The following is an 18,113-nucleotide window of genomic DNA, read 5'->3' on the forward strand; positions in this document are numbered from 1 at the left end:
TACATTGAGCTGATTTTCCCATCACATGGCTATACTCTATTAAATATCCAGATATTTCTTTAATCCCCATTCTATCTCATCCTGCAAGCCCTCTGGATTCACAATTTTTAGATGAGGAATCCAGTATCGGACTAAAGGTAAAATCTGGGTATGATGCGTAATTCGACTAGACAGTAATAAGCCACCATCATCCAGTTTTTTAATGACTTGCTGTTCAGGCAAAAGTGGTCTTTGCTGAAAATGCAAAGCGACATCAGCATGAACCGTTAAGATAATTTCCTGCTTCTCTTGACCAAACCAGATACTTTCTTCATCCTCTAGTTGAGTCAAAATTGTTGAATCAGGTTTAAAACTTAAAAGTTCATGAGGGTGTGGCGATAATTCAATCCGACTTAAACGATAGGCACGCAATACACCTTTACGCACTGCTGCCAAATACCAACAGCCATGATGGTGAACTAATTTATAAGGCTCAACGACACGAGGTTCGCCTTTATAAAGAAAACCTATTTGTTGATGCTTACGAATCGCTTCACCAAATGCTTCAAATAAGGTTTTAAACTGTGAAGCATCTTCTACAAAATAACCTTTGGCATCATAAACACGACTATCCAGAAGCTCCCGAATAAAGGAAACATCAAGATTTGGATATAAATGACGAATCCCAGATATACGAGCAAAAGACTGAATATCTTTTAGTTTTAACTTACCTAAGTAGGTCGAGTCTAAATAAAAATATTTGCCCTCTCTTTGAATAGGCAAATTACAGCTTTCCAACCGTACTAAATCACGTCGAATGGTTTTTGGGTGGGCATCATAGCTTTCTGCAAGCATATTGATGGTTAATTTTTCCCCTGAGTTTAGCCTTGTAAGAATATCAATCAAACGATTGGCTAAAGTCTCATTTTTATTTTGTGTATCCTTTTGCATAACAACCTGTATTTTTTATTTCTGACGTTACAGCAATTATTCATTTCCAAGGGACAGGTTGTGTCCATTTAACGATACTTATTTGATCAAAATATATTTTCCTATTTTGTTCAAAAATCAAATATATCATAAATATACGTGATGACAAGAAGTATCAATACTGATGAAATGCTTGCCTTACAGGGCTGGCTTAAAAGCCAGCATAAGTCACAAAATCTTACTATGCAAAGTCTTGCTGATCGTATGGCACCACCAAACTCGTTTATTGTAAAAGTAGAGCAAGGCAAACGTCTTTAGATGTAGTCGAATATATTTGGTACTGTATCGCTCTAAACATCGATCCCCGAATAGGAATCGAAGTGGTACTTGACCATGTAAACTATTCTAGCCCAAAGCAAGACCTTTCTTAACATCTCAGGCGTTTTTAATAAAAGCCAAAACGTTCGATAAAGTATAATAGAAATCAATAAATCAAGTACGTCAAACTATGACCTACTCATAACTTTATTCTCTTAATTTTGCATAAGAAAATGATTACACTCGGCAAAAAGCTGTTTGAGCCCCTTATGAGTCAGTCATCATCAAAAATTATCATCCGACAATGGAAAATCATTCAATTTCTGTTAAATCAAGGGTATGTCACCACTGCTGATATTGAGAACCACTTATATCAACAAGGGATAGAAACAGCACAGCGTACTATTCAGCGTGATCTAAATTTACTGGAAAAGATATTTCCTCTGGAATGTCGTCGTGACTGTATGCCTCATAACTGGCGTTGGAAGAAAACAGAAACCACAATCAAAGGTTTAAGTCTTTCTCAAGCGGTTATTTTACATTTGGTCAATAAAGAGCTTCGAGATGTCTTACCACAACATATCTTAACTGAACTCAATCCCCTATTTGAAAAAGCAAAACTCATCACTGCCAATAAAACCATGCAGAACCCAGAAAAAAGTATTCTGGATATTTTCAATTCAGATGATCATTTGGGTGCAATGCGTCCTTCAATTCTCGGGCAACTGATTAACCATATTGGTGATTCAGTAAATGAAATTTATCGGGATGTTTTAAACCTTGATGAAAAAGAAGCTCAACCTGTATTGGAACAACTTGCTGTCATTTTAGAAACCAATGAGTTGCCTGAGTTAGCTCAGGCACTCAAACAGCAAAAATAATCTTTGTTAGCCCTAATTAAAATTGGATCAACACCATGCAAAACAATGAAGTAGACTTAAATGAAAACATTACCATTTATACCCATACCAAGATTAATCTTGATTTCTTTAATCCAACAGTAGAGCATCTGCGCCCTTTAAACATGGTGCAAAAGCCACTATCTGCTTTAGCCTACTCTCAGACTGATAAGATTGTCATTATCATTGTAGATGATTTGGCAGAATTAACCGCAATTCCGATTGGCTTTGAACATAGCATCGTGATTACAGCCAAAAATAATCTAACACCTTTACCTGAGCATTTATCTAATACCATTATTTATCAGCAAGCATCCAATGAAAACCATCAGCAGGCATTGGAAAAGGTTTTTAATGCATTGATTAAAACCTATTTCTCAACAGAATTATTTCTCGAACCAGCAGATCTTTACCAGTCGGATGCTTTTGAAAAAAGACAACGCTATATCAATATTCATTCGTTACAAGAACAACAGTTAATGAATGAAAATGTGAAACCGTTATTTAGCCCGATTGGGAAAGACGGTACGGTGATACTCAATTTCAATCTGCACCAATCTTCATTTTCACTTGATAAGATTCAGGATTTAACTGAGATCATTATTGAACACTTAGGGGAAAAGTTTGATGGGGAAATTTTTTATAGCTGTAATGCCACATCCAAGCCAGAGCAATCAGATTTGATTTATCTGAGTTATTTGTCAGCTTAAATACTCTATTAACTTCCTCAACCCAATCTATTTAAGACAAAAAAATAAGGGGATCATTTTCCCCTTACTCTTCTCGCTGAGCGATTTTTAACTCCAGCCAATCGTTGATTTCCTGTGACAACCAACCAATCCGATTTTTTGTCAAATGGAGAGGTTTCGGAAAACTTGGGTCGTAGTAATCAGATTTGGGATTAATGAGAGCGTAGATGGTTGAACGACTTAAAGCCGTAATTCCAATCACAGCAGTGATATTAAGAACCTGATATTGATATTCAATAGTTGACATGATGTTATTACTCCCAGTTTGTGATCGAGAAGTGTTTCTCTCAATACAAACCCGAGTTCTGTATTTTTCTACCAATAGCCTTGACCTAATTTACAGCCCTTACACTTTGCTGAAGCCCCTGTTTTATGCCTGTGACATCATCCATTCCATGATGAACGGACGCTGCGTCAGGCTTTACCTCAACAGAATTTTGCTGGTCATTATAAAACTCTTCCACAATATCCAACCCCTCATCACCACCCACCTCAAAGCTGGCATTGCCATAGCCCTGCCGTGCCACATGATCTAAAGCTTCCTGATAAAACCCAGCTGCCTTACTCACTTCATCAATCTGCTTGGCTGATGTAATTGCCTCTTGCAGGTTGATCCCATCACGTAAAGTCAGGTCCACGTAGTAGATCGGGGTACGGTAACTTTGGGTAGTGCTTTTGCCTCGTAAAGTCAGTTGCAAAGGCAAGCATGAAAGTAAATTACCTGATGCCGCATGGTAATAACTCAGCCGTGCTGCCAGTGTCCGAATACTGTTAAAGCCTGTGGTTCTAAAAATAAATGTGCCAAACTCATCCGATTCATCTAAATTCACGTATAGTCTGCCATACGGTTTGCACAGCCCACCCTGTGCCAGTGGGCATAAATCAGGCGACGGACAAGGATGTTGCTCAATGCCATTCTGTCCGAGTCGCTGACAGGTTTCCCCATTGCCTGAACAGATTAAGCGTCCAGTCTGGCGGTCGAATAAACTATATTCTGCCCGAAGATTGAGTTCAGGCTCATTAAAGATCATCCGTACAGGAATGGTACGGAGTTTTCCATTTTGTGCCTTTTCCCGAAGCTGCTCATCCAGTGGATGTTTAACCCAACCATCTTTATTTTGAATCTGACTGGTAATGGTAAACTGGTCATCCTTTTCAGGCAGTCGCTTGCCATTCTTTTCAACAACCCTGCCAATACTAATACGCCCCAATACAGGTGGGGTAATTGCTAAACCTTTAATCATGGTGATTATCCTTTATTGCATTTGTTTACGGATTCCCCAAATCCATTGAAGGCACTGTCTCCTACACCATATTGCTAACCCTCCTGAAAAAAACGACTTCCAATCACAGGTCATGGGAGAAAACATTGTGCGAACATAAAAAAATGCAAAGCTGCTCCACCGTCCTTTCCTTAGTATTAGGGAAAGGACAAGAGGGGTGGCTTTGCACAAATTTTAAATTTAGGGAAATAAAACCGTTTGATGTGGTGTGTGATGGAAATAGGTCTAAAACTTGTTTAGTCAGATGATTTAGGTTGTTGCAGAATAAATATTAAAGCGTCTGCTCCCTTGTCGGGATTGTGGATACTGTTGCAGTAATTCAGGCTGTGCCTGTAATAATGCCTTTTGATCCAGTACCACACTGTCCTTTGATTTTTTCCATGTCACAGTACCATTGGAAAAGATGGCTTTCTCTGCATCTTTCATGAGTGCCTGAATCCGATGCTTGAGATAGTCATATTTAGTCTGATGCTGTGCCAGTTGTTTTTCCTCATGCAACAGATCTGTAAACAGTTGATCAACACCCTCCAATGTGGAGAAATCAACGGACTGTAAAGGGATATGTTGAGGGTAAAGTAATTGCAGGGCTTTGGCGGCTGATTCACTGGCATCAACACTCGGTGGTATGTCATTTTCCACACAGCTCCAGAATATCCGTTCAGAAGTCATGATTTGGTCTATCACAATTTCATTGCGTTCAACCTTAAAGATTTTGGCTTCATGTCCACAGATCAAGGCACAAATATGCGCTGCCTGTTTGCCTGTCACTGCCAGTTGGTGCTGTACCTGAATAATCACGTATAAAGGCACACCATCACGCCAGAGTTTGGTTCCCCATTCCCCCACTGATTTACACTCCAATATCTGTACTTCATCACAGCCTACAACGGCATAGTCCAGATTCGCCAGCATAAAGTGTTTGTCAGGATCAGGATGCTGTAACACTGCATTGACCTTACGCACTTTATGACCTGTCTTGTGCTGGTAATAATTGGCAATCAGAGGTTCAAGCTGATTGCCCCAGTATAAGGGTGAATAACTGTTTTGGGTGGGTTGATCAGGCTGGTTCTGCATCCGACCTGTTTTAATCATCCATAGTTCCAGCATCGACATGTGGGGATTAAGCCCACAAGCTGCGGCTGCATCACTACTGCCAATGCCTTGTTTGCGTACCTGTAACCATTGTTCACGGCTCATGCCTTTGGTTTTAGCAAGCCGTTTGGCACGACTGGGATTAGGTTTAGCTAACGGTAAATGTGGTATGGATTTACTGCTTTGTGGTTCAACGATATGGTTCATGAGATACTCCATGTCTGTAAAAATTAAAATTGCGGCATAAAAAAAGCCACATCAGGGCGATGTGGCAAAAGGGAGTTTTGGGTAGAGGGAAATAGAGGATTTAAGCAATGGGTATTTTATTTTGCTTAGGCTAGTTTGATTAGCTCAAATCCAATTCAAGTTAGACCACCATTCTGAGTGCCTGTTCCAATCCTCGCTGTTTCATGGCTGCACCCGTACCAAACCATGCTGAATCCAGTCGGTGATCGGTACTCATGGCTCGACGTTCGTGATCGACAAACTCGGTGATGCTACACAGCAAGCCATAGGCTGTCCCTTGGGCTGAACTGAGTTCTGCACCCCGTCCCTGACCATTAAACATATCCATGACTTTCGACATGGCTCGTCCATTCGGTTCAGTTTTATTGGTTGCAGCGTTTTGGGCTTCATTTGCCACATTGCGGTAGAACTGGATAATGTTGTCATCCTGTTCAGCAATGCTGAGACTGGTATTGTTAAATACCGCATCAAAATAGGCTGCCGCTTCCTGTTGGGTGACTTTACGCTGACTCAGTTGTTTCATTTCATACATATGCTCATCCCATGCACGAACTGAAATACCCAATTGCTGTTTGACCTTTTCCGCATCAAATCGGGTACTGTGCGGAACTTTCACCACGCCTGCACTGCTACTGCCATTGCGTAAGGCGATTGCCAAAGTGTTATTACACACCACACGGATTGAAGTAAATTGTGCCGTTGTGGCAAGTGTGCCATCACAAGCTGTCGCAAGAAGAATATAGCCATTGCTGACATCCTTTCCCTTGAGCGCTGTAGTCTGTCCTGTACGTGCCAAAGCCCAGAACTTTTTACCACCTTTGAGTACCCCTGCGGTTTCCAGTTCAAAGCCTGATTGTTCAGTCAGATCACGATAAAACTCAAGAATTTCTTTGGGTTGAACTTCCTGAAAGCGTTGGCTGACTACTGATAAAGGTGCATGGGTATCAGAACGGTATAAGACACGTTGTTCCTCATAAGGCAGGATGATGCTTTGTCCCCGATCATTCTTTGCCATGTAACTGACATTGGATGATTCAATCCGCCAGTCCATGCCTGCCTGCTGTGCCCAGACTTCAATCGGTTGATGTGGACTGAGTTGATTACCCAGACCATGCCACGGAGTTTCACCGACATACGCCATTTGTTCAAGTTGATGTGCCATGATGATTTCCTCCCATCCTTAGTTGAAATTGCACTGACAATTGTTGCAATGGAAATAAGCAGTAGGCTGCTGTGGCTGTGAGGGCTGTGTCAAACTATCAATTAGCCCTCCTACAACTACCCCCATTAATCCACCCAATAATGGTGACATCGGTATAGGCAAGCTTTTAGAAATCATCGTACCAACTCCTGCACCAGCCATAGAACCATAAGTATTAGAACTTCTAGATGCTGATGTTGAGCGGCTAACATTTTCAGAATAACAATATGGGCATGTAATATTCATAGGATAATCCTCATTAAATGAAAAAAGGCTTACCAATCGGTAAGCCTGTGTTTTTGAATGTAAGGGATAAAAGAAACATTCAATCTTCATGTTAATGATATATATCTGTGATTTTTTGGGATCATGCCAGTTCGTTGCGATTCAACCATGTAGCCGTATCAGGGTGGATCAGTGTGCCTCTGATCGTTGGGCGATTTTTGATTCAAGCCAATCATAGATTTCCTGCGATACCCAGCCAATCCGATTCTGGGTTAAATGAATCGGCTTGGGAAAATCGGCATACCGTATTTTTTTACTGCACCCCATGAGATGAATTGACCCAACATCCCCACATGACTCAAGCCAAAAAATGAATATATGAAATAAACATTCATGTTTATAGTGTGTAGATTCAATTTTTTGGGATCAACATTTATCCAAAGCAACGCATCCCTTTAATCCTTGCACGTAAATATTGATCTTCAATATCGAAATTTGCCAGAATGCTAATAATGTTAAGGTTATTTTCTTCTATTTGTACATCATTACAGTGAATCATGTCGCTCTTCAAAGTATCTTGCTCATAGGAATCTCTGTGCTGATGTTTGGATTCGCGGTTCAGTGAATCATTTTCTTCCTCAATATCGTCTAGAATTTGAATTATCTCTTCAACATATTTTTCAGTATGGTTGCGATAGGAACCATCGTAAATAAACAGGAACTGACAGAGATAGCCCTCATCCCGATCTTGTTCAATGACCCATGAATAATCCAATAGCTCTTTGAAGCAAGTATCACGGTTAAGAACACGACGGTGAAACTTTTTCAGGTTTTCATGAAACTGGTAAATATCCTGAGCGGTAGTGTATGGATAACTGACACCTTCAAGCATCAATAGCAACTCATGACCATCATCCAATAAGTCCTCAATGTGATTCTTGATTGCAGTAAAGTTACGTTTGCGTTGCCGCTTATGCTTCAGAATAAAATGATCATGCTCATCCATCAGACCATTACAGAAATTTTGAAAAGCAGTTCTGGATTGTAGTGGTGATCTACGTGGATTTATTGCCCTGCCTGAGCTTGATGTGGAGCTAATCGACATTAAGTCAAAATAGCCCTGTAACATCGGTGAATATTCAAGTTCTGGATCATAAATCGCTGTAGCAGCTTCCCGATAATCTTCAAGTGCAGCCATCACACTTTGCCAATAGTATCGGTCTAAACAAACATCCAGCATTAGGTCTTCAATCTGGATCAGTACTTCATGACGGTTCATGCATGTCTCCTATGGGTTAGAACCATAAGAGACTCGACTCTGTAATGAATTGCCCAAAGGTGTGATCAATCAATGATCAAAATATTAAGTCTTATTCTTTCCATCTAGTCTGTCCAGTTTGAAATACATTCATTCTACGACTGAGTTTTACCCTTAAATACTGGTCAGGCTTATGGCGAGTCAAGTAATGAATGGTGTGATAGGCATTGGTAACTGCTGTTTTATTACGCCGTTCCACCAAACCTAAACCCCATGTCCCTTCATCCTCGTAATAGCGTTTATGCTCTTTTTGATTGCAGTTATAGAATAGACCGTTACCCTGAGTGATCTTGTCCTGCCATAGCTCACCGATAGATTGTCCCAGATAAGCATCACGGCAACGCTCAGAACCGTTGTAGATCACCAGTAAATGACAATGATAGCCTTTGCTCTTGCCACCCTGTTCTAGTCGATAGGCATAGCCAACTTGATCTTTAAATATCGTATCCTTGTTTTGGATACGACTAAGTAACTTCCTGATGTTGTTGCCAAACTGTTGGATACAGGGACTACGCTCAAAGCGATAGGATAAATCGACCCTGACCAATAATAATTTACGATGACGGTCAACAAGGCTGGCAAAATAATCATCCAAACGGTTGTGATAGTCATCACTTTGATTTGCCAAATCTTCTATAAAATCTTGCTGCTGGTATTTGAGATGACGTTGAAAGGATCGAAATGCTTGATCATCCTCAAATATATCTTGATCTTCCCAATCAATCCGTTCAGGCATTTAATCAAAATAGGCTTGAATCAAGGGACTGTATTCAAGCTCTTCATCATAGATAGCCCTTGCATCGTCTAGCCACTGATCATAATCGGGTGCAAAGTCTTCCCAGTGATAATCTCGTCTACAAACCGATGACATAAATTTTTCAATATCAAGTAGGGTTTGTGCTTGGTTCATTTGGATACTCCTATGGTAAATTCCATAGGAGTGTTAGTTCTGTATTTTTATAATTTAGATCAATTGATTGATTACTCTTCCAATGATCATCCATCATCATCTTGGATATGATGATATATAGATTTAAGTTATTAATAAATATTATAATTAAATAATAATCCTAGCAAAAATCTTGCATAGATATGACCATCAAAAGACTTAAAATCAATTTTCTTTACTTCTATAGCAAACAGGTAAAATCATACCGATTGGCATGATTTTATAGGTAAAAATGGAAGCTAAAGTTAAGTCATTTTACGAGTCCTGTGGCTTAGCTTTAGGTGGGGGTATAAATACTTTCTTTTTATGTACTTCAACTTTCCTCCCCGTCATCATTTTTTTCCAGCCTGATCCAAATGGTTTTCAATTGGTTCAAGAGTAATAACTTGATCTGATGAATCAATAGGGAAAGATTGTTCAATATTTTGGGTATGCAAAATAGTCTCAGGTTGATCTTCGGATTTAGTTTCAGCCTGATTCTGCTCCGATATATCCTGATCATCTAAACCTGATATAGATTCCGCTATCAATACCTCATGGTCAGTTGACCATTCAACTTCTTGGTTCACAACGTTGCCTATCGTTTCATTGTTGTCTAATGCTGGCTGTTCCGAAACAAAATCTGATTTTGCAATTTTTACTGGAATAGCACTGTCCTGTTTAGAGCTAGGCATTCTTCCTTTTAGCAATAAATTCAACTTAGTTGTACATCCATCATCAATGGGCGTTCTCCCTAAAAGCCCATAATACGCATAATAGCCTGCAAGAATTTTAATAAACGTAGACCGTTGTTTTTTATCTTTATAATTACAGGACAATGCCTGATTTTGTCCACATCTTTTTTCACCAATCAATGGTAACTGCTTTGATTGCAAACTTATTTTATTGAGAAAATCAATATAATCAATTGCAGTCGAATCTTTCAGCAATTTACCATCTTCTTGCCTTTGTTCAAGCTTACGGCTTAATTGTTTTTTTGATTCATCATTCAGGTAGGTCATCCAATGCTGATTAATATTTTCAACAAGGTCATTTTCAAATCCCCCTTGATTCGTCGCATCAAAAATCAGTGTCACATCAATGAGCGGTGGAGTAAGTGAGATATACGTTCCGACATGGGCTACAAGTTGTTTGCCAATCACTTTCGGCTTTCTTTTAATATCTTTTAAAAATTCCGTCCAAATTTCACTCAATGCCAAACACAATAAGGCTTCTGGTACATGTCCAGCATCAACATGACAAGTCATCTTAAAACGATAGACATCCATATTATGCCTAAAATAATAGCGGACATACTTGGTTATGGAGTCAAAGTTTTTACGAACCTTAGCCATCTGTTGAGCTTTTTTTGCAGCTATTTCATCTTGATCCACTTTAACCTTTAAACTTTCATGCAGTTTACACTTTAAGTTATAAAGGTATTGGTGTAACTCCCTATAAAAATCCAATGAAAAATTATCGCTATTATCTGGTACTTTAATCACATCACGAGACTTACTGTGTTCATGACAAAAGAAAGCTAGCCCTGAACTCAACGTGCCTTGTAGGGTTTCGCTCAGATATTCTGTATATGTGTGACTAAGAGAATGATCAAGCAGCAAGATAATTGCCATTTTCTCAATCAACAAGAGATATTGTTTGGGTGCATGGACAATGTATTCAAGTGGGACATCTTCACTGATTGGGGAAATATCAGCGTGTTCAAGATGTGCTATGAACAACTCCAGTTGAGCCATCCGCTCACTAGTATCTTTTTTAAATGCAAAAAAATACTTTTGTTCATCAGAAATACGGCAAAGCTCAGTATATGTATTTTTATCTTTAAGCTTCCGAGTGGCTGTTTCCCAAATACCTTCCCCATTAAACTCTCGATACAATGCAGAAAGTTTCACCAACTCGACTACTTTTTTGGTTCTAGGTTTACGTTCAGGATGCCGAACCTCATGAAACAATCTGGAAATTTTATATCCCACATCATGAATATCAAATGGCGTGTGCTGTACACTGTGTCGCATGGCACGTACAAATCGTTGAGTGTGGGCAAATAAATACAAAAACCAGTAATTAAAATCTTCCAGTTGCTTTTTAGGTCTGTAACCCAATAACCCTGTAACCTCCCTAGAGTTAAATTGGCGTTTTATCACCTCATTCAGGCTATCAACGGTAACAATAAAGTTGTAACCCTGTTGGTTCAAATTTTGATTAAGAAGATTCCAAAACTCTATGGCAATTTGATCATCGTTATGCTCACGATCATTTTTCAAAACCAATACCAGATGAAAATTGAAGCTCTCATTCGTCCCTAAATAAGTATTCACATAGTCGACTAATACATTAAATTGCTGACCGAAAACTTGATAGCTAGACTTTAAAGCCTGCATGACGTGTTCAACGTCATCCTGCCTCCATTGGGTAATCGGCAGATATTGACGTGTAACAAGGTTAATTTTAACCACCAAGTTTAAAACGTAAACCTTCTTTTCCCTCCAGACGATTTTATTAAACACTGTGGCAAACTCAATATGCCTCTTGTTGCAACTCGTCCTTTCCTCAAAAATTTCTTTTTGTCTTAAATTATACGTTTCACGGTACTTTGCAATACATTCAAAAACACGATCTACAGGAAGGTTGTGTGGACTCCAATCATGACCGTCATCATAGAACTCTGAAAACTCCCTCTCTACCAAGCCAATAAACAGGTTTACCTGAACACTAAACCAAGAATCCACCCTAGTAGCCAATTCATTTAATTTTTTATTCAGTCGCAAATAATTTAAAAAATGAATCATCTCCCTTTTAGTATCAACATCAGCATCCAGATAAGCAACCTGCGTTGAGATGAGATTGTTTTTTATTTTAGCTAAACCAAACTCAATACCCTCAAGCATACGGATGGTTTCATAGAAGACCCCAGCATGTATTTCTTTGCCAGTCCGTCGCAACTCAGCAATGGAATCATCATACATAACAGTCGTTAGATAGCTGAAAATATCGTTTTGATACTCGTTATAGACTTGATTCTGTTTCATGGCTATACCTGCTAAATACTAATAGGGAAAACTGTAGGAAAAGAAATTGGATATTGACTTCATATCCATTGAGTTTTATCGTTAACTTTTCCATAAGTCATTGTTACTTTTAACATACCAAAAATAAATTTCAAAAACCAAATACTACTATTCCAATATAATTTTAATTACTATGCCAAAAATTTTTAGTTGCTATTCTCAATATTTTTCACTACTAAAGCAAAAATATTTTTTCATTATTTAGCTAAATATTTTCTATTAATCCATTTTTAAAATACCAATAGTAAATCAATGAGATTTTAAATTTACTGCCCTACTAAAAAATGGGCGTAAAAAACTACACCTGCAACAATGTGGTTCAGTAAGAACATGACAAACTAAGCTAAAGCAGGGATGAGAATACTGAACAGCATGACCAGACAAATTGATAAAAAATGATGATTCGGACAATAGAGGGATTTTGATTCTAGTAATTTTTAATTTGAGCTTTATAGCACAGTCCCAACACAATACTGCTTGCCCTCCTAACTAACAGGAAGAGAACACATGCGATTTATAAAAGGCTGAATGGAGCTTGGAATCAATGAAATAATAAACAGCCAAAGTGATGCTAGAGAACTGAATATAGTTTTTTATTTTGAAGTACGATAAACAACTTGCAACTTTTAGCAACTGTCCAAAGGCTACCAATTTCATCCAGTTACCATTGATTTAATCAGAATTTTAATGTGGGTTACAATGTGGGTCAAAATCACAGATAAAAAATAAGCCCTTGTAAAAACAAGGGCTTATTTAGATATTTGGCGGAAGCGGTGTCCGTCTAACAATAGTCCTAAGCAGTCCAACACAATATTATAAATATATATTTTTCAATTGTTTAATATTTTAATCGTCCTAAGCCATCTTGCCCAATCCTACCATTTCCAGTATTTTATGAGGGGTAGGTTGAGGGGTAAATCAAAGGCATGCCAAAGAAATCCAAAGAGCTTTCCGCACTCAGTGTAGCAAGAATTAAAGAGACTGGTCGATACCACGTAGGCGGCGTTGATGGTCTTTGTTTAAATGTTGAAAGAGATTCCCGTGTCTGGATTTTACGTGCCGTTGTGGGAAAACGTCTGGATAAAGATGGAAAATTAAAACCTCATCGCCGTGATATTGGTATTGGCCCCTACCCTGAAGTTTCCTTGGCAGAAGCCCGTGCCAAAGCCGCTGAATTAAAATTACAAATACGAAATGGGATTGATCCTATTGTGCATAAACAGGAACAGCTTGAAAAGCTGCATGTCCAGCAACTACGGAATAAAACATTCATGGAATGTGCAAAAGTTGTTATTGCCAATAAAACCCGTGAACTCAAAAATCAAAAGCATATCGGACAATGGTCAACAACACTGGAAACCTATATCTATCCAACGCTGGGTGATCTCACCATTGGCACCATTACCAAAGTAGATATTGCTGAAGCTCTCAAACCAATCTGGATTGAAAAAAATGAAACAGCCAGACGTATTCGTGGTCGTATAGAAACCATTTTTGATTATGCCAAGGCTATGGGATATTTTGAGGGTGACAACCCTGCTGAATGGAAAGGCAATCTTGAACCTATATTAGGTAACTTAAAGCAGGAATCACGCCCACATCCATCCCTGCCTTATGAACAGGTTGCTGAGTTTATCCAGCATTTAAGACAGAAAAAAGGGATTTCCCCTAAAGCTCTGGAATTTGCGATTTTAACTGCATGTCGATCTGGTGAGATTTTTGGGGCTAAATGGCAGGAAATTGATTTTAAGAATAAGGTTTGGATTATTCCTAAAGAACGGATGAAAGCAGAAAAGGAACATCGCGTACCTTTGTCTGAAGAAGCCATCACGTTGCTTGAATCAATCAAAAATCATACTCAAGCACAAGATTTCATTTTCCCTGCCCCACGTTCTGGAGAAATGCTTTCTGATATGTCATTAACCACATTGATCAAACGGATGCATGAGCAGAAGCTTAAAGAAGATGGCTTAGGCTATATTGATCCAAAACAAAATCGTGTGGTTACAACACACGGTTTCCGTTCTACATTCCGTGATTGGTCAGCCGATAAAACGGATTATTCACGGGAAGTTTGTGAGCATGTACTTGCCCATAAACTACCCGATGAAGTTGAAGCTTCTTACTTACGTGGAGGGTACCTTGAAAAACGTAAAGGTTTAATGGCTGATTGGACTGAATTCTGTTGTACACACTTTAACTAGACATCATAAAACGAATGCTTCAGCCTTAGATGGCTGAAGCATTCGTTTTAAAGGGAATTAAACAGATTTTTTTACAGGCTCTGTACTCTTGATATTAGTTATACTTTTGACATTACTTGTTTTCTGGTTTAACACTTACGATTGTGTAAATTTCACCATCTGCTTTTAATTCAAAATCAACTTTTTGCCCTACTGCAAGCCCATTTAACAACTTAGGATCTGCAACCTTAAAACCCATTGTCATTGCTGGCCATTTAATCGCTGCAATTGCCTCATGATTGAGTGTCAAAATATTTTCTTTCGTATTAATAGCCGTAATAACGCCAACAGCTTGAGCTGTCATTGCTGTAGATGATTCTTTACTCATCTGCTCCATAGGTGCTTCCGCTTTCTTTTGCTCTGATGCCTCATTTTTACTACAAGCGCTTAACGTAGCAATAGTTGCAACAAGAGCTACAATTTTCATAAATTTAAACATAATAAAACCTCTTTGAACGAAATAATAAAACTATCAAGATTTTGATAGTTTCCTTTTGATTAGAAGTTGGTAGGCAGCGGGGATAACAAACATTGATAAAAGCGGAGCTGAAATCATGCCTCCAACCATCGGTAAAGCAATACGGCTCATCAATTCAGAACCTGTTCCAGTCCCCAAAAGAATAGGAAGTAGCCCGACTAAAATTACAGCTACAGTCATCGCTTTTGGGCGAACACGTAGAACAGCCCCTGTACGAAGTGCGTCATTGAGCTGTTGTTCAGTTAAGGATTTTTCAGAAGACTGCGTTTGTTGTATGGCTTGCTTTAAATAAAACAACATGACCACACCAAACTCTGCGGCAACACCCGCAAGTGCAATAAAGCCTACTGCTATGGCAATTGAAAAGTTATAGCCACTGAAATACATTGCCCAAATACCACCGATTAAAGCGAATGGTAGAGTCAGCATAATCAGAGCGGCATCTTGTACTTGTCTAAAAATCAAATAGAGCAATAGAAAAATGATCATCAAAGTGATTGGTATCACCACCTTTAGACGAGCATTTGCTCTTTCCATAAACTCAAATTGACCTGAATAACTAATACTCATACCCGCAGAGCGTTTCACTTGTTCATCAATAGATCGTTTCAAATCCTGAACTACAGAAGCTAAATCACGCTCTTGTACATCAACATAGACCCAACCACTTGGGCGAGCATTCTCACTTTTTAGCATTGGGGGGCCATCAGTGATTTGAATATTGGCAATGCTACTCAAAACAATTTGCTGACCTGATTCAGTCAGAATTGGTAGATTCCTTAAGGCTTCAAGTGAATCTCGGATTTCTCGTGGATAACGTACATTAATAGGATACCTAGCTAATCCCTCAACAGTTTCCCCAATATTCTCCCCACCAATTGCTGATGACACAATTTGCTGTACATCATTGATATTAAGACCATAACGTGCAGCTTGCTTTCGATTAATATCGATATCAACATATCGCCCACCTGTGAGTCGTTCAGCTAAAGCTGAGCTAACACCGGGTATCTTTTTGGCAACCTGTTCAATTTGTTGTGCGACCCGATCAATATCTTGCAAATCATTTGCTGAAATCTTAATCCCGATTGGGCTTTTAACCCCAGTTGCCAACATATCAATTCGGTTACGAATAGGTGGCACCCAGATATTTGTTAAACCCGGTACTTGAACCGCTTTATCCAGTTCTTTTACTAACTTGTCGGGTGTCATACCTGAACGCCATTCAGATCGCGGTTTAAACTGAATCGTGGTTTCAAACATTTCTAAAGGTGCTGGATCTGTAGCTGACTCTGCTCGCCCAGCTTTACCAAATGCCGTGGCAACCTCTGGAACAGTTTTAATCATTCGATCAGTCTGTTGAAGTAACTCAGAAGCTTTTGCTGCGGACAATCCCGGTAAAGCCGAAGGCATATACAGTAAATCACCTTCATCCATATTGGGCAGGAACTCTCCACCTAAGCGAGTTAAAGGGAAAAGACTGAGAAGAAAAATGAATGATGCACCAAATAAAGTTGTCTTTGGATAAGCTAAGACCTTATCCAACATCGGACGGTATATTTTGATTAGAAAACGGTTTAATGGATTGCATTGTTCAGAGGGTAACTTCCCTCGAATCCAGTACCCCATCAAAATTGGAATCAGTGTAATTGATAACCCTGCGGCAGCGGCCATGGCATAAGTTTTAGTAAATGCCAATGGAGAAAACAGTCGTCCTTCTTGTGCTTGTAAAGTAAAAATAGGAATAAAGGATAAAGTAATGATGAGTAAACAGAAAAATAAAGCAGGTCCAACCTCACTAGCAGAATGCGTAATGATGTCCCAACGCTCTTGTGTTTTTAAAACTTGATCAGGATGTTCATGTTGCCAAGCTTCGATATGCTTATGTGCGTTTTCGACCATAACCACAGCGGCATCGACCATAGCGCCAATTGCAATGGCAATACCACCCAATGACATGATATTGGCATTTAGTCCCTGATAATACATCAATAAAAAAGCTGACAAGATTCCCAAGGGCAAAGAAACAATCGCAACCATTGCTGAACGTAAATGCCAGAGGAATAATCCACAAACCAAAGCCACCACAATAAATTCTTCAATCAATTTATGGCTTAAATTTTCTACAGCCCGATCAATCAATTGACTGCGATCATATACTGGAACAACTTGCACGCCTTTCGGTAGACTCTGTTGTAATTCGGCAAGTTTTTCTTTTACAGCAGTAATGGTTTCACGTGCATTTTTACCAGCACGTAAAATCACAACACCTCCAATGGTTTCTCCTTGTCCATTAAGTTCAGTAATTCCACGACGCATTTCAGGTCCGAGTTGAATCGTTGCAACCTCTCCAAGAGTGATTGGGATGCCTAAACCGTTCGTACGTAATGGGATCTGCCGAAAATCTTCTAATGTTTTTAAATAACCAGAAGCTCTTACCATATATTCAGTTTCAGCCATTTCTAGGACTGAACCGCCAGTTTCCTGATTTGCCTTTTGAATTGCCTCAATGATACTTCGTTGAGTTATACCGAATGCTGCCATCTTGGTAGGGTCTAAAACAATTTGATACTGCTTAACCATTCCCCCAATTGTGGCAACCTCAGCCACATTCGGTACTGTCTTTAGTTCATACTTCAAAAACCAGTCTTGTATGCTTCGCAGTTGTGAGAGATCATGTTGCCCTGTTGGATCAACCAAAGCATATTCGTAAATCCAACCAACACCTGTAGCATCTGGTCCTAATGAAGATTTTGCATTTGTAGGCATTCGCCCTTGTATTTGATTCAGATATTCCAACACGCGAGAACGTGCCCAGTAAAGATCAGTATGTTCATCAAAAATGATATAAACAAACGAATCACCAAAAAAAGAATAGCCCCGAACAGCTTTAACACCGGGCACTGATAACATGGTCGTTGTTAAAGGATACGTCACCTGATTTTCAACAATTTGTGGTGCTTGACCGGGAAAATTAGTTCGCACAATAACTTGTACATCAGACAGATCTGGCAAAGCATCAACCGGAGTATTTTTGACAGCCCAAGTTCCCCAAACGGCAAGAACTACAGCAGCTAATAAGACAAATACTCGATTTGCAATTGAAAAACGAATAATACGGGTGATCATGATGGT

15 protein-coding genes and 2 pseudogenes are annotated in these 18,113 nt (G+C 39.2%); 4 read left to right on the forward strand and 13 right to left on the reverse strand.

Going from position 1 to position 18,113, the window contains the following annotated elements:
* Positions 1-39: 39 nt before the first annotated feature.
* Entirely contained in the window at positions 40-930 is an 891-nt protein-coding gene (locus tag CDG59_RS10540) for a helix-turn-helix transcriptional regulator (RefSeq protein WP_087545274.1), read from the reverse strand.
* 141 nt (positions 931-1,071) lie between these two features.
* Here CDG59_RS10540 and CDG59_RS10545 point away from each other — a divergent pair.
* The 3 genes and pseudogenes from CDG59_RS10545 to CDG59_RS10555 all read left to right on the forward strand — a co-directional run bounded on the left by CDG59_RS10545 (position 1,072) and on the right by CDG59_RS10555 (position 2,836).
* Positions 1,072-1,340, forward strand: a pseudogene (locus tag CDG59_RS10545) (transcriptional regulator).
* 156 nt (positions 1,341-1,496) lie between these two features.
* Complete coding sequence (locus CDG59_RS10550) at positions 1,497-2,108, forward strand: hypothetical protein (RefSeq protein WP_087545300.1); 612 nt, start codon at positions 1,497-1,499, stop codon at positions 2,106-2,108.
* Between the two features lie 35 nt (positions 2,109-2,143).
* Positions 2,144-2,836, forward strand: coding sequence for a hypothetical protein (locus CDG59_RS10555; protein ID WP_087545276.1), 693 nt, complete (start codon positions 2,144-2,146; stop codon positions 2,834-2,836).
* A gap of 64 nt (positions 2,837-2,900) precedes the next feature.
* Here CDG59_RS10555 and CDG59_RS10560 read toward each other — a convergent pair whose 3' ends face one another.
* The 10 genes and pseudogenes from CDG59_RS10560 to CDG59_RS10600 form a co-directional block, all read right to left on the reverse strand.
* A complete protein-coding gene (locus CDG59_RS10560) occupies positions 2,901-3,122 on the reverse strand; it encodes a helix-turn-helix transcriptional regulator (RefSeq protein WP_019384633.1) in 222 nt (73 codons plus the stop codon).
* 85 nt (positions 3,123-3,207) lie between these two features.
* Complete coding sequence (locus CDG59_RS10565; RefSeq protein WP_087545278.1) at positions 3,208-4,119, reverse strand: hydrolase or metal-binding protein; 912 nt, start codon at positions 4,117-4,119, stop codon at positions 3,208-3,210.
* A gap of 288 nt (positions 4,120-4,407) precedes the next feature.
* Positions 4,408-5,457, reverse strand: a complete 1,050-nt coding sequence (locus tag CDG59_RS10570; RefSeq protein WP_087545280.1) for a YqaJ viral recombinase family protein — start codon at positions 5,455-5,457, stop codon at positions 4,408-4,410.
* Positions 5,458-5,617: 160 nt separating this feature from the next.
* A complete protein-coding gene (locus CDG59_RS10575; RefSeq protein WP_087545282.1) occupies positions 5,618-6,658 on the reverse strand; it encodes a DUF932 domain-containing protein in 1,041 nt (346 codons plus the stop codon).
* 18 nt (positions 6,659-6,676) lie between these two features.
* On the reverse strand, positions 6,677-6,943 hold the full coding sequence (locus tag CDG59_RS10580; protein ID WP_087545284.1) for a hypothetical protein: 267 nt from the start codon (positions 6,941-6,943) through the stop codon (positions 6,677-6,679).
* Between the two features lie 168 nt (positions 6,944-7,111).
* Positions 7,112-7,222 (reverse strand): annotated as a pseudogene (locus CDG59_RS10585) (helix-turn-helix transcriptional regulator); the annotation flags it as partial.
* A gap of 133 nt (positions 7,223-7,355) precedes the next feature.
* The gene (locus CDG59_RS10590) at positions 7,356-8,201 is read right to left on the reverse strand and encodes a hypothetical protein (protein ID WP_087545286.1); all 846 of its coding nucleotides are present in this window, start codon (positions 8,199-8,201) and stop codon (positions 7,356-7,358) included.
* A 91-nt stretch (positions 8,202-8,292) separates the two neighbouring features.
* A complete protein-coding gene (locus CDG59_RS10595) occupies positions 8,293-8,976 on the reverse strand; it encodes an inovirus-type Gp2 protein (protein WP_227519122.1) in 684 nt (227 codons plus the stop codon).
* Entirely contained in the window at positions 8,977-9,150 is a 174-nt protein-coding gene (locus tag CDG59_RS15505; protein WP_227519123.1) for a hypothetical protein, read from the reverse strand. It lies immediately after the preceding gene.
* 371 nt (positions 9,151-9,521) lie between these two features.
* A complete protein-coding gene (locus CDG59_RS10600) occupies positions 9,522-12,218 on the reverse strand; it encodes a hypothetical protein (protein ID WP_087545288.1) in 2,697 nt (898 codons plus the stop codon).
* A 965-nt stretch (positions 12,219-13,183) separates the two neighbouring features.
* Between CDG59_RS10600 and CDG59_RS10605 the strand changes: the two genes are divergently transcribed.
* The gene (locus CDG59_RS10605; protein ID WP_004912809.1) at positions 13,184-14,461 is read left to right on the forward strand and encodes a tyrosine-type recombinase/integrase; all 1,278 of its coding nucleotides are present in this window, start codon (positions 13,184-13,186) and stop codon (positions 14,459-14,461) included.
* Between the two features lie 112 nt (positions 14,462-14,573).
* Here the strand turns inward: CDG59_RS10605 and CDG59_RS10610 are convergent, their stop codons facing one another.
* Together CDG59_RS10610 and CDG59_RS10615 are read right to left on the reverse strand one after the other, a co-directional pair.
* Positions 14,574-14,939, reverse strand: coding sequence for a copper-binding protein (locus CDG59_RS10610; RefSeq protein WP_004912811.1), 366 nt, complete (start codon positions 14,937-14,939; stop codon positions 14,574-14,576).
* A 33-nt stretch (positions 14,940-14,972) separates the two neighbouring features.
* Positions 14,973-18,107, reverse strand: a complete 3,135-nt coding sequence (locus tag CDG59_RS10615; protein ID WP_087545290.1) for an efflux RND transporter permease subunit — start codon at positions 18,105-18,107, stop codon at positions 14,973-14,975.
* Positions 18,108-18,113: the final 6 nt, after the last annotated feature.

Source organism: Acinetobacter sp. WCHA29, assembly GCF_002165335.1.
Classification (GTDB): Bacteria; Pseudomonadota; Gammaproteobacteria; order Pseudomonadales; family Moraxellaceae; genus Acinetobacter.